Origin of the sequence: Citrobacter freundii complex sp. 2024EL-00216 (assembly GCF_043945515.1) — a bacterium.
In the GTDB taxonomy this organism is placed as follows: Bacteria; Pseudomonadota; Gammaproteobacteria; order Enterobacterales; family Enterobacteriaceae; genus Citrobacter; species Citrobacter portucalensis.
The window spans coordinates 1-12,497 of record NZ_JBIMRA010000015.1 but is presented as its reverse complement, the minus strand read 5'-3'; the positions used below and the strand labels follow the sequence as shown (position 1 = coordinate 12,497).

Below are 12,497 nucleotides of genomic sequence, written 5' to 3'. Positions count from 1 at the left end.
GAACGCCGTATAATGAAGCGCTTACGAAGAGGCCACAATGGACGCCATGAAATATCACGATTTACGCGACTTCCTGACGCTGCTTGAACAGCAGGGCGAGCTCAAACGCATTTCGCTTGAGGTGGATCCCCACCTGGAAATTACTGAAATTGCCGATCGCACTCTGCGTGCCGGTGGGCCTGCGTTACTGTTTGAGAATCCGAAAGGCTATTCAATGCCGGTGCTGTGTAACCTGTTTGGCACACCAAAGCGTGTTGCGATGGGGATGGGACAAGAAGATGTCTCGGCGCTACGAGAAGTCGGTAAACTGTTGGCGTTTTTGAAAGAGCCAGAGCCACCGAAAGGATTCCGCGATCTGTTTGATAAGCTGCCGCAGTTTAAGCAGGTGTTGAACATGCCGACTAAGCGGTTGCGCGGTGCACCTTGTCAGCAAAAAATCTACTCGGGCGATGACGTTGATTTAAACCGCATTCCGATTATGACCTGCTGGCCGGAAGATGCCGCGCCGCTGATTACCTGGGGGCTCACCGTGACGCGTGGTCCGCATAAAGAGCGGCAGAATCTGGGCATCTATCGTCAGCAGCTGATTGGCAAAAACAAGCTCATTATGCGCTGGCTGTCCCATCGCGGCGGCGCGCTTGATTACCAGGAGTGGTGCGCAGCGCATCCGGGCGAACGCTTCCCGGTTTCTGTGGCGTTAGGAGCAGATCCTGCGACCATTCTGGGGGCCGTGACGCCGGTCCCTGATACATTATCCGAGTACGCATTTGCCGGGCTGTTGCGCGGAACCAAGACCGAAGTGGTTAAATGTATTTCCAACGATCTGGAAGTGCCTGCCAGCGCAGAAATCGTGCTGGAAGGGTACATTGAACCGGGCGAGCTGGCTCCGGAAGGGCCGTATGGCGATCATACCGGCTACTACAACGAAGTAGATAGCTTCCCGGTCTTTACCGTCACGCACATTACCCAGCGTGAAGATGCAATTTATCACTCTACCTATACCGGACGCCCGCCAGATGAACCCGCGGTGCTCGGCGTGGCGCTGAACGAAGTCTTCGTGCCTATTCTGCAAAAGCAGTTCCCGGAAATCGTCGATTTTTATCTACCTCCGGAAGGCTGTTCTTATCGCCTGGCCGTCGTGACGATGAAAAAACAGTACGCTGGTCATGCCAAACGCGTCATGATGGGCGTTTGGTCGTTTTTGCGTCAGTTTATGTACACCAAATTTGTTATTGTTTGCGATGATGACGTCAACGCACGCGACTGGAATGATGTGATTTGGGCAATTACTACCCGTATGGACCCGGCCCGGGATACGGTACTGGTAGAGAATACGCCAATTGATTACCTGGACTTTGCCTCGCCGGTTTCCGGCCTTGGTTCAAAAATGGGGCTGGATGCCACAAATAAATGGCCGGGCGAAACCCAACGCGAATGGGGACGTCCGATTAAAAAGGATCCTGAAGTGATTGCGCGCATTGACGCAATTTGGGATGAACTGGCCATCTTTAATGACGGCAAAAGCGCCTGAGGCGCGATCGTTTTGCCTATTGATCCGACAGAGAGAGCGCATGACAACCTTAAGCTGTAAAGTGACCTCGGTAGAAGCTATCACTGACACCGTATATCGCGTTCGTTTAGTGCCAGACGCGGCGTTTTCCTTTCGTGCTGGCCAGTATTTAATGGTCGTGATGGATGAAAGGGATAAGCGTCCGTTCTCCATGGCATCAACGCCGGACGAGCAAGGATTCATTGAGCTGCATGTTGGCGCCTCTGAGCTAAATCTTTACGCCATGGCTGTGATGGACCGTATTCTGAAAGACCGGGAAATCAAGGTCGACATTCCGCATGGCGAAGCCTGGCTGCGAGATGAAGACGAGCGCCCGCTGATCCTGATTGCCGGTGGTACAGGTTTCTCTTACGTGCGTTCTATTCTGCTTACCGCGCTGGCGCGTAATCCAAATCGCGATATCACCATTTACTGGGGCGGTCGCGAGGAGAAGCATCTCTACGATCTCTCCGAGCTGGAAGCGCTGTCTGTGAACCACCCGAATCTGCGCGTTGAGCCAGTGGTGGAACAGCCTGAAGACGGCTGGCGTGGTCGTACGGGAACCGTGTTAACGGCAGTATTGCAGGATTACGGTACCCTGGCGGAGCATGATATCTACATTGCCGGGCGTTTTGAAATGGCCAAAATCGCGCGCGATCTCTTCTGTAATGAGCGCAGTGCGCGTGAAGATCGCCTGTTTGGCGACGCTTTCTCGTTCATTTAAGCGCTGTGCGCCGGAGCCCTTCCGGCGCATTCATCACCAACCTTACTTCTTCTAACAGGGTGCAAGCCCGGTCTCGTTGTTTCTCTTTTTCACCACGTTTTTTAGTAAACATGTTTTTCCTATCTATTAATCACAAAACTTAGCTTTTGTGACAGGCCTCTTTTTGTTTAGTAAACAAAATTGGCAAACTAGACACAATCAAATTGCGAGGCGCAAACGAGGAAGACCATGAGACTCGGACTGGACATTGGCGGGACTAAAATCGAAGCGGTGGTGATTGATAACGCGGGTGAAATTGTTTACCGCGAGCGATGCGCGACACCAAAGCAGAGTTACAGTGATTTTTTCCAGGCCGTGACGGAGATGATTGCTAAGGCCAGACTGGCCGTTAATCAGCCTTTATCGGTTGGCGTTGGGGTGCCAGGCGCGGTGGATAGCGAAGGTTTGATTAAGAATTCGAACATCCTGGTGCTCAATCAACAGGCCTTTGCGCAAGACCTTGAGCGAGCATCAGGAATGCCAGTGCCGGTTACTAATGATGCCAACTGCTTTACCTTGTCGGAAGCGATGGACGGTAGCGGACACGGGTATAGTGTGGTATTTGGCGTGATCCTCGGTACCGGTTGCGGCGGTGGACTATGCATCGATAACCGCTTGATCTCTGGACCTAACGCCTGCGCAGGAGAGTGGGGGCATAATGCATTGCCGCGCTACCACGAATCTCAGGACGGGGCTGGAGTGAGATGCTATTGCGGACAGTTGAACTGTATTGAGAGCTTTATTTCCGGCAGCGGTCTGGAACGCCAGTACCTGAATCACACCGCGCAGCATGTGGGTGTGCCACAAATTATGCAACAGGTAGAATCGGGTGATGCGGATGCCTGCTTTGTATGGGAACGTTATTGCGATCAACTGGCGCGTGCGTTGGCGGGCGTGGTGAATACGCTCGATCCCGATGTTATCGTGCTTGGGGGTGGGGTATCCAATATCGATTTACTGTATTCGGGTTTGCAGGCGCGAGTGGCGCAGTACGTATTTGGTAAGCAGTGCCGCACACCGATCGTTCGGGCCCGTCACGGCGACAGCAGCGGCGTACGCGGTGCGGCCTGGCTGGGGGCGCAACAAGCCATAGTAGAATCAATGAGAGTGAAATGACGAAACCTGTACGTATCAGAGATATTGCCGAAGCTTGTGGTGTTTCAGTTGGCGCAGTTTCCCGCGCCCTAAAAGGGCAGCCGGGGTTGCGTGAAGACACCCGGCTGCGCATTATTTCTGTGGCGCAGCAGCAGGGTTATGATTTTTCCCGTCTGCGCACTGACAAGATCAAACGCGTCTTGTTTTTGCTTCACCGCCAGCACAATATCAGCCGGGCATTGCCGTTTTACTCTCAACTGCTGCTGGGCATAGAAGATAACTGTCGTGACCATGGTATTGCGCTGAGCTTTCTCTCCATTGGTCCAGGCGATGCAGTGAGTGAACAGGTGCTGCTGCACCAGCCTGATGCGCTGATCTGTGCCGGATTTTTTGAGCCTGAATTACTTGGCTTGCTGCAACAGATGAAGCTGCCGTTGGTGCTGGTTGATCTCTGGGCGCCGGGCCTGCCTTGCGTGAATCCGGACAACACCCAGGGCGGTTATCTGGCTACACAACATTTGATTGCACAAGGTCGCAGCCGTATTGCTTTTCTTGCCAGCACGCTTGCGCACTACAGCATCCGTCAGCGCGAGAAGGGTTACCGTCAGGCATTGTATGAGGCCCGTTTGCTGATGCCGCCAGAGTATGAAGCCATTGCGCCGCCGCTGCTGGATACCGAGCAATCTTTGGTGGAGGCGGTGAATGAATTGCTCAGTCTGCCAGAGCCGCCCGACGCTATTTTTGCCTATAACGATGCGGCAGCGCTGGTTGTTCAACGGGTGTGTGCGCAGCAGGGTATACGTATCCCGGAAGATCTTGCGCTGGTTGGGTTTGATGATATCGATGCTGCGGCCTGGTCACATCCACCACTCACCACCATTGCGGTTGATAAACAACAATTGGGGCGTGATGCGCTGCGTTTATTGCTGGAAGAAAATCAGGAAGAGAATCTGCTGTTGCCGGTGCAGTTAGTGGTACGTGGTAGTTCAGAGAAATAAAAAACCCGCCCCTGACAGGCGGGAAGAACGGCAACTAAACTTTCTCTCTTCGCCATTGGCACCATAACTGTGTTGGCTGCGCTCATTCACCCGAATCACTTACTATACGTAAGCTCATCGGGATTCATTCACTTGCCGCCTTGTTCTGGCACCAATGGCTTTGAGATAACATTTCGTAGGCCGGGCAAGCGAAGCGCCCCCGGCATGCTTTGATTAAACTCGCTCAAATACCGTCGCGATGCCCTGGCCTAACCCGATACACATCGTCGCCAGGCCAAACTGTACGTCTTTGCGTTCCATCAGATTGAGCAGGGTGGTGCTGATACGCGCCCCAGAGCAACCCAACGGATGGCCCAAAGCGATCGCCCCGCCGTTGAGGTTGATCTTCTCATCGATCTGCTCCATCAGCCCCAGATCTTTAATGCACGGCAGGATCTGAGCGGCAAAGGCTTCGTTCATCTCAAACAAACCGATATCGCTGGTGGAGAGTCCCGCTTTTTTCAGCGCCAGTTTTGAGGCCGGAACCGGGCCGTAACCCATGATTGAAGGGTCGCAGCCAACAACAGCCATCGAACGAATACGGGCACGCGGCGTCAGACCCAGCTCACGGGCGCGACTTTCGCTCATGACCAGCATCGCCGCTGCGCCGTCGGAGAGCGCGGAGGAGGTACCGGCAGTGACCGTTCCGCTAACCGGATCGAACGCCGGGCGCAGGGTGGAGAGCGCTTCAACGGTTGTCTCCGGGCGGATAACCTCATCGTAGTTAAACTGCTTCAGTACGCCGTCGGCATCATGGCCGCCGGTCGGGATGATTTCGTTTTTAAATGCGCCAGACTGTGTTGCAGCCCAGGCGCGAGCATGTGAACGTGCGGCGAAAGCATCCTGCATTTCACGGCTGATGCCGTGCATGCGAGAGAGCATTTCCGCAGTCAGACCCATCATTCCCGCGGCTTTTGCCACGTTGCGGCTCATGCCCGGATGGAAATCAACGCCGTGGCTCATTGGTACATGGCCCATATGCTCCACGCCGCCAATCAGGCACGCCTGAGCATCGCCGGTCATGATCATGCGTGCCGCGTCGTGCAGCGCCTGCATGGACGAACCGCACAGGCGGTTGACCGTGACGGCTGGAACGGAGTGCGGAACTTCCGCCAGCAGCGCGGCGTTACGGGCGATGTTGAAACCCTGCTCCAGCGTTTGCTGCACACAGCCCCAGTAAATATCATCAAGCGCGGATGGCTCCAGCGCAGGATTTCGCGCCAGCAGGCTACGCATTAAGTGTGCGGAGAGATCTTCTGCCCGCACGTTACGAAACGCGCCCCCTTTCGAACGGCCCATCGGGGTACGGATCGCATCAACAATTACAACCTGTTCCATTGTGACTCCTTAAGCCGTTTTCAGGCTGCCAACCGGGCGGGCAGGCTCAACCTGGGGATAATACGGTTCGTTATGGCGCGCCTTATCACGCAGACCAGCCGGAACTTCATACAGCGCTCCGAGGTGTTGATACTGCTGGGCCATATCGAGATACTTCGCGCTGCCGAGCGTATCCAGCCAGCGGAACGCGCCGCCGTGGAACGGAGGGAAGCCCAGGCCATACACCAGCGCCATGTCGGCTTCTGCCGGGCTGGCGATAATGCCTTCTTCCAGACAACGCACCACTTCGTTGACCATTGGGATCATCATGCGAGCAATAATCTCTTCATCACTGAAGTCGCGTTTCGGCTGGCTGACTTCTGCCAGCAGATCGTCAACGGTGGCATCCTCTTCTTTCTTCGGCTTGCCCTTGTTGTCTTCTTTATAACGCCAGAATCCAAGACCGTTTTTCTGCCCGAAACGGTTCGCATCAAACAGGGCGTCTATCGCGTCGCGATAATCTTTCTGCATACGCTGAGGGAAGCCTGCGGACATCACTGCCTGCGCGTGATATGCGGTATCAATTCCCACCACGTCCAGCAGATAAGCCGGGCCCATCGGCCAGCCAAACTGTTTTTCCATGACTTTGTCGATTTTGCGGAAATCCGCCCCATCGCGCAGCAGCTGGCTGAAACCGGCAAAATACGGGAACAGCACGCGGTTCACGAAGAAACCAGGGCAGTCGTTGACCACAATTGGGGTTTTGCCCATCTGGCTTGCCCAGGCGACAACTTTGGCGATGGTTTCATCCGAGCTTTTCTCGCCGCGAATAATCTCAACCAGTGGCATGCGGTGTACTGGGTTAAAGAAGTGCATCCCACAGAAGTTTTCCGGGCGCTTGAGCGCGCTGGCCAGCTCGTTGATTGGGATGGTGGAGGTATTTGAAGCCAGTACGGTGTCCGGGCGTACCTGATCTTCGGTTTCTGCCAGTACCGCTTTTTTCACTTTCGGGTTTTCCACGACAGCTTCAACCACCACGTCCACACGCTCAAAACCGCTATAGTCGAGGGTTGGATGAATAGTGGAAATCACGCCCGCCATTTTCAGACCGTCAATTTTGCCGCGCTCAAGCTGTTTGTTCAGCAGCTTGGCCGCTTCGGTCATGCCCAGCGTTAATGATTTGTCGTTGATATCTTTCATGACAACCGGCACGCCTTTCCAGGCTGACTGGTAAGCGATGCCGCCGCCCATAATGCCCGCGCCCAGCACCGCAGCTTGCTTCGGTGCTTCAATATTTTTGGTGAGTTTTTTGGCTTTGGCTTTGACGAACTGATCGTTAAGGAAGATCCCAACCAGCGCGCGAGCTTCACTGGTGTGCGCCAGTGGAACAAAGCTTTTATTTTCCAGATTCAGCGCTTCTTCACGGCCAAAACGGGCCGCTGCTTCAATGGTTTTTACCGCGGTAATCGGCGCGGGATAATGCTTCCCTGCCGTCTGTGCCACCATGCCTTTAGCGATGGTAAAGCTCATAGCCGCTTCAATTTTGCTGAGTTTCAACGGCTCCAGCTTCGGCTGACGTTTGGCCTTCCAGTCGAGGTCGCCGTTAATCGCCTGACGTAATACTGCGATCGCGCCATCAAGCAGTTTGTCTTGCTTCACTACGCCATCGACCAGGCCGATTTTTAGCGCCTGCTCAGCACCAACATCCTTACCTGCCGCAATAATTTCCAGCGCGCTGTCCGCACCCAGCATACGTGGCATACGCACGGAGCCGCCAAAGCCCGGCATAATGCCCAGCTTGGTTTCCGGCAGGCCAATGCGCAGGTCCGGCGTTGCCAGACGATAATCGGTTGCCAGAACACACTCGCAGCCGCCACCCAGCGCGTAGCCGTTTACTGCTGACAGGGTCGGAACAGGCAGATCTTCGAGGCGATTAAAGACGCTGTTGGCAAAATGCAGCCACTGGCTCAGTTGTTCTTCAGGCACGAGGAACAGTGAAAGGAATTCGGTGATATCGGCACCAACAATAAAGGCTGCTTTGTTAGAACGCAGCAGCAGCCCTTTTAAATTCGGTTGTTTTTCCAGCACATCAAGCGCATGGCCCAGGCTGGCAACGGTGGCCGTGTCGAGTTTATTGACCGAACCAGGGGCATCGAACACCAGTTCGGCGATGCCATCTTCCAGCCAGTCGAGGTACAGGGTGTCGCCTTTGTAAAGCATGTCAGTCTCCTGAATCCGCAAGGTGATCTGGTCATACCAGATGAATCGAAGTGTGTGTTTTATGTTAATAAAATGCAAATGAATGATTAAAGAAATGACGATTCGATCACGCTCGGCAGAAATCACGCACTCACAAAGCGATGTGCTAAGATGCGGAGACTTGAGGTCAAAAAACAGAAGGATAGAAAATGGAATCGCTGGCCGCACTCTATAAAAATCATATCGTTACCTTACAGGAACGGACGCGCGACGCGCTGGATCGCTTCAAACTGGATGCATTACTTATTCACTCTGGCGAACTTGTTAACGTCTTTCTCGACGATCATCCATATCCGTTTAAGGTCAATCCACAATTTAAAGCCTGGGTGCCTGTAACACAGGTTCCTAACTGCTGGTTGCTGGTGGATGGCGTAAACAAGCCGAAACTGTGGTTCTACCTGCCGGTCGATTACTGGCACAACGTTGAGCCGCTACCCACCTCTTTCTGGACGGAAGAAATCGAGATCATCGCGCTGCCGAAAGCGGATGGTATCGGTAGCCAACTGCCTGCTGCTCGCGGCAATATCGGTTACATCGGTCCGGTTCCGGAACGTGCGCTGCAACTGGACATCGCGGCCAGCAACATCAACCCGAAAGGGGTGATCGACTACCTGCATTATTACCGCGCCTATAAAACGGAATACGAACTGGCCTGTATGCGCGAAGCCCAGAAAATGGCGGTAAACGGACACCGTGCCGCAGAAGAAGCGTTCCGTTCCGGAATGAGCGAGTTTGACATCAACCTCGCTTACCTGACTGCCACCGGTCACCGCGACACCGACGTGCCATACAGCAACATCGTGGCGCTTAACGAGCATGCTTCGGTTCTTCATTACACCAAGCTGGATCATCAGGCGCCGTCTGAAATCCGCAGCTTCCTGCTCGACGCTGGTGCGGAATACAACGGCTATGCGGCAGACCTGACGCGTACCTGGTCGGCGAAAAACGACAACGACTATGCGCATCTGGTGAAGGACGTTAACGACGAAGAGCTGGCGCTGATTGCCACCATGAAAGCAGGCACCAGCTACGTGGATTATCACATTCAGTTCCATCAACGTATCGCGAAGCTGCTGCGTAAGCATCAAATCATCACCGGTATGAGTGAAGAAGCGATGGTGGAAAACGATCTTACCGGGCCGTTTATGCCGCACGGTATTGGTCACCCGCTGGGCCTGCAGGTACATGATGTCGCAGGCTTTATGCAGGATGACAGCGGTACTCATCTGGCCGCGCCGTCGAAGTATCCTTACCTGCGTTGCACCCGCGTACTGCAACCAGGCATGGTTCTGACCATCGAACCGGGCATTTACTTCATTGAATCTCTGTTGGCACCGTGGCGTGAAGGACAGTTCAGCAAGCACTTCAACTGGCAGAAAATTGAAGCACTGAAACCGTTTGGCGGTATTCGTATTGAAGACAACGTGGTGGTCCACGAAAACAATATCGAAAACATGACGCGGGATTTGAAACTGGCGTAATGGACAGTTGGTTAATCCCTGCGGCGCCGGTTAGCGTCGTCGAAGAGATCAAAAAAAGCCGCTTCATTACGCTGCTCGCCCATACGGACGGCGTAGAAGCGGCAAAGGCGTTTGTTGAGTCAGTCAAAGCGGAACACCCGGACGCCCGCCACCATTGTGTGGCGTGGGTGGCGGGTGCGCCCAATGACTCGCAGCTGCTAGGGTTTTCAGACGATGGCGAACCGGCGGGTACGGCAGGTAAACCGATGCTCGCGCAGCTGATGGGGAGCGGTGTCGGCGAGATTACCGCTGTAGTCGTGCGCTACTACGGCGGTATCCTTCTCGGTACTGGAGGGTTGGTAAAAGCCTACGGTGGTGGTGTGAATCAGGCGTTGCGCCAGTTAACGACACAGCGCAAGACGCCATTAACCGAATATACTTTGCAGTGTGAGTACGGTCAGCTGGCAGGCATTGAAGCCTTGCTGGGGCAGTTTGACGGTAAAGTCGTTGCCAGTGATTACCAGGCTTTTGTTCGGCTCAGGGTGGCGCTTCCTTTTGCCAAAGTGGATGAGTTTTCGGCAAAACTGGCGGATTTTAGTCGTGGTTCATTGCAATTGTTAGCGATTGAAGAATAATCCCCACCTCATTTTAAAGAACTAAGGAAGCGGCAGAGATGCATTTTCGCGCCATCACCCGAATCGTTGGACTACTGGTCATCTTATTCTCGGGGACAATGATTATCCCCGGACTGGTAGCGCTCATCTACCGCGATGGGGCAGGGCGTGCATTCACCCAAACTTTCTTCGTTGCTCTGGCGATCGGCTCCATGCTGTGGTGGCCAAACCGTAAAGAGAAGGGTGAGCTGAAATCGCGTGAAGGATTTCTGATTGTCGTTTTGTTCTGGACCGTTCTGGGCAGTGTGGGTGCGCTACCGTTCATCTTTGCAGAAAGCCCTAACCTAACGATAACCGACGCTTTTTTTGAATCCTTTTCCGGATTAACCACTACAGGTGCGACGACGCTGGTGGGGCTGGATTCATTGCCACACGCGATTCTCTTTTATCGCCAGATGCTGCAATGGTTCGGCGGGATGGGGATCATCGTGCTGGCGGTGGCTATCCTGCCTATTCTTGGCGTTGGTGGGATGCAGCTCTATCGTGCAGAAATGCCCGGGCCGCTGAAAGATAATAAAATGCGCCCGCGTATTGCCGAAACGGCGAAAACGCTGTGGCTAATCTATGTATTACTGACGGTGGCGTGCGCGCTGGCGCTATGGTTTGCCGGGATGCCCGCGTTTGACGCCATTGGGCACAGTTTTGCCACAATCGCCATCGGTGGTTTTTCCACACACGATGCCAGCGTGGGGTATTTCGACAGTCCCACGATTAACACCATCATTGCTATCTTCTTGCTGATCTCCGGTTGTAACTATGGTCTGCACTTCTCTTTATTAAGTGGGCGTAGTCTGAAGGTCTACTGGCGGGATCCGGAATTCCGCATGTTTATCGGCGTGCAGTTGACGCTGGTGGCAGTCTGTACGCTGGTGCTATGGATACACAATACCTATGGCTCGGCGCTCACGACGATCAACCAGGCCTTTTTCCAGGTGGTATCGATGGCGACGACCGCCGGATTTACTACGGACAGTATTGCCCGCTGGCCGCTGTTTCTGCCAGTGCTGTTGCTGTGTTCTGCTTTTATCGGCGGCTGTGCCGGGTCGACGGGCGGTGGCTTGAAGGTGATTCGTATCCTGCTGCTGTTTAAGCAGGGTAACCGCGAATTGAAACGACTGGTCCATCCGAATGCGGTTTACAGTATCAAACTGGGTAACCGTGCGTTGCCGGAGCGAATTCTTGAAGCCGTATGGGGATTCTTCTCTGCCTATGCGCTGGTCTTTATTATCAGTATGCTGGCGATTATTGCGACCGGTGTTGATGACTTCTCCGCGTTTGCCTCTGTTGTGGCAACGTTGAATAACCTGGGGCCTGGACTGGGGGTTGTCGCCGACAACTTTGCCAGTATGAACCCTGTGGCGAAGTGGATCCTGATTGCCAATATGCTGTTTGGTCGTCTGGAGGTCTTTACTCTGCTGGTGCTCTTTACCCCTACCTTCTGGCGTGAATAATGGAGTAACACGTGAAAACACTGATTCTTTTTTCTTCCCGGGACGGACAAACGCGTGAAATCGCTGAGTATCTGGCTTCTGAACTCAAAGAGCTGGGCGTTTGGGCAGATGTTGTTAATTTGCATCGTACCGCGGAGCCGGACTGGCAAAATTATGACAGCGTGGTAATTGGCGCCTCGATTCGCTACGGTCATTACCATGCTGCTTTTCAGGAGTTTGTGAAAAAGCATGCCACACGGCTGAATTCGATGCCGAGCGCGTTCTACTCCGTAAACCTGGTTGCCCGTAAACCGGAGAAACGTACGCCGCAAACCAACAGCTATGCGCGTAAGTTCCTGATGAGTTCGCCGTGGCGACCAGACCACAGTGCAGTTATTGCGGGTGCTTTGCTGTATCCACGCTATCGCTGGTATGACCGCGTTATGATCCAACTGATAATGAAGATGTCAGGCGGTGAAACGGATACGAATAAAGAAGTGGTGTATACCGATTGGGAACAGGTTGCGAGATTCGCGCGAGAAATAGCCCAATTAACCAACAAAGCGTTGTTAAAATAAGCGCAAAGAATAAAAAATACGCACTCGGAAGATTATTTTAAATTTCCCCTTGTCAGCCTGAAATAACTCCCTATAATGCGCCTCCACTGACACGGAACAACGGATTACAAGCCGCCGGGTCAGCGGAGTTCCACTGAGAACTCCGGCGAAGAAAGCGAAATTAAATGCTTGACTTCGTAGCGGGATGGCGTAATATGCACACCCCGCGCCGCTGAGAAAAAGCGAAGCGGCACTGCTCTTTAACAATTTATCAGACAATCTGTGTGGGCACTCGAAGATACGGATTCTTAACGTCGCAAGACGAAAAATGAATACCAAGTCTCAACGAGTGAACA

At 53.6% G+C, this 12,497-nt stretch carries 10 protein-coding genes; 8 read left to right on the top strand and 2 right to left on the bottom strand.

Features of this window, described 5'->3' with window-relative positions; translation table 11 throughout:
- Nucleotides 1-37 precede the first annotated feature (37 nt).
- The 4 genes from ubiD (at nt 38) to ACHHZ7_RS18100 (ending at nt 4,405) form a co-directional block, all read left to right on the top strand.
- A complete protein-coding gene (gene ubiD, locus ACHHZ7_RS18115) occupies nt 38-1,531 on the top strand; it encodes a 4-hydroxy-3-polyprenylbenzoate decarboxylase (RefSeq protein WP_032945717.1) in 1,494 nt (497 codons plus the stop codon).
- A 40-nt stretch (nt 1,532-1,571) separates the two neighbouring features.
- Nucleotides 1,572-2,273: an NAD(P)H-flavin reductase gene (fre, locus tag ACHHZ7_RS18110; protein WP_060683025.1), complete on the top strand. Its 702-nt coding sequence runs from the start codon at nt 1,572-1,574 to the stop codon at nt 2,271-2,273.
- A gap of 228 nt (nt 2,274-2,501) precedes the next feature.
- Entirely contained in the window at nt 2,502-3,428 is a 927-nt protein-coding gene (locus tag ACHHZ7_RS18105) for an ROK family protein (RefSeq protein ID WP_060683026.1), read from the top strand.
- Nucleotides 3,425-4,405, top strand: coding sequence for a LacI family DNA-binding transcriptional regulator (locus tag ACHHZ7_RS18100; RefSeq protein WP_060683027.1), 981 nt, complete (start codon nt 3,425-3,427; stop codon nt 4,403-4,405). Before ACHHZ7_RS18105 ends, ACHHZ7_RS18100 begins: the two co-directional genes overlap by 4 nt.
- A gap of 213 nt (nt 4,406-4,618) precedes the next feature.
- Here ACHHZ7_RS18100 and fadA read toward each other — a convergent pair whose 3' ends face one another.
- On the bottom strand, nt 4,619-5,782 hold the full coding sequence (fadA, locus tag ACHHZ7_RS18095) for an acetyl-CoA C-acyltransferase FadA (RefSeq protein ID WP_003828895.1): 1,164 nt from the start codon (nt 5,780-5,782) through the stop codon (nt 4,619-4,621).
- Nucleotides 5,783-5,791: 9 nt separating this feature from the next.
- Nucleotides 5,792-7,981, bottom strand: coding sequence for a fatty acid oxidation complex subunit alpha FadB (gene fadB / locus ACHHZ7_RS18090; RefSeq protein WP_060683028.1), 2,190 nt, complete (start codon nt 7,979-7,981; stop codon nt 5,792-5,794).
- 188 nt (nt 7,982-8,169) lie between these two features.
- Here fadB and pepQ point away from each other — a divergent pair, with 188 nt between their 5' ends.
- The 4 genes from pepQ to hemG are packed head-to-tail and all read left to right on the top strand — an operon-like array spanning nt 8,170 to nt 12,162.
- A complete protein-coding gene (gene pepQ, locus ACHHZ7_RS18085) occupies nt 8,170-9,501 on the top strand; it encodes a Xaa-Pro dipeptidase (RefSeq protein ID WP_008787103.1) in 1,332 nt (443 codons plus the stop codon).
- On the top strand, nt 9,501-10,115 hold the full coding sequence (locus tag ACHHZ7_RS18080) for an IMPACT family protein (protein ID WP_060683029.1): 615 nt from the start codon (nt 9,501-9,503) through the stop codon (nt 10,113-10,115). The genes pepQ and ACHHZ7_RS18080 overlap by 1 nt, the downstream gene beginning before the upstream one ends.
- A gap of 38 nt (nt 10,116-10,153) precedes the next feature.
- Entirely contained in the window at nt 10,154-11,605 is a 1,452-nt protein-coding gene (gene trkH / locus ACHHZ7_RS18075) for a Trk system potassium transporter TrkH (RefSeq protein ID WP_003017848.1), read from the top strand.
- Between the two features lie 11 nt (nt 11,606-11,616).
- Nucleotides 11,617-12,162: a menaquinone-dependent protoporphyrinogen IX dehydrogenase gene (hemG, locus tag ACHHZ7_RS18070; protein WP_032945724.1), complete on the top strand. Its 546-nt coding sequence runs from the start codon at nt 11,617-11,619 to the stop codon at nt 12,160-12,162.
- Nucleotides 12,163-12,497: the final 335 nt, after the last annotated feature.

Coding starts and splice junctions, on each gene's coding strand:
- pepQ (WP_008787103.1), top strand. CDS start 8,170: ATGGAATCGCTGGCCGCACTCTATAAAAATCATATCGTTACCTTACAG.
- trkH (WP_003017848.1), top strand. CDS start 10,154: ATGCATTTTCGCGCCATCACCCGAATCGTTGGACTACTGGTCATCTTA.
- ACHHZ7_RS18080 (WP_060683029.1), top strand. CDS start 9,501: ATGGACAGTTGGTTAATCCCTGCGGCGCCGGTTAGCGTCGTCGAAGAG.
- ubiD (WP_032945717.1), top strand. CDS start 38: ATGGACGCCATGAAATATCACGATTTACGCGACTTCCTGACGCTGCTT.
- ACHHZ7_RS18105 (WP_060683026.1), top strand. CDS start 2,502: ATGAGACTCGGACTGGACATTGGCGGGACTAAAATCGAAGCGGTGGTG.
- fre (WP_060683025.1), top strand. CDS start 1,572: ATGACAACCTTAAGCTGTAAAGTGACCTCGGTAGAAGCTATCACTGAC.
- ACHHZ7_RS18100 (WP_060683027.1), top strand. CDS start 3,425: ATGACGAAACCTGTACGTATCAGAGATATTGCCGAAGCTTGTGGTGTT.
- fadA (WP_003828895.1), bottom strand. CDS start 5,782: ATGGAACAGGTTGTAATTGTTGATGCGATCCGTACCCCGATGGGCCGT.
- fadB (WP_060683028.1), bottom strand. CDS start 7,981: ATGCTTTACAAAGGCGACACCCTGTACCTCGACTGGCTGGAAGATGGC.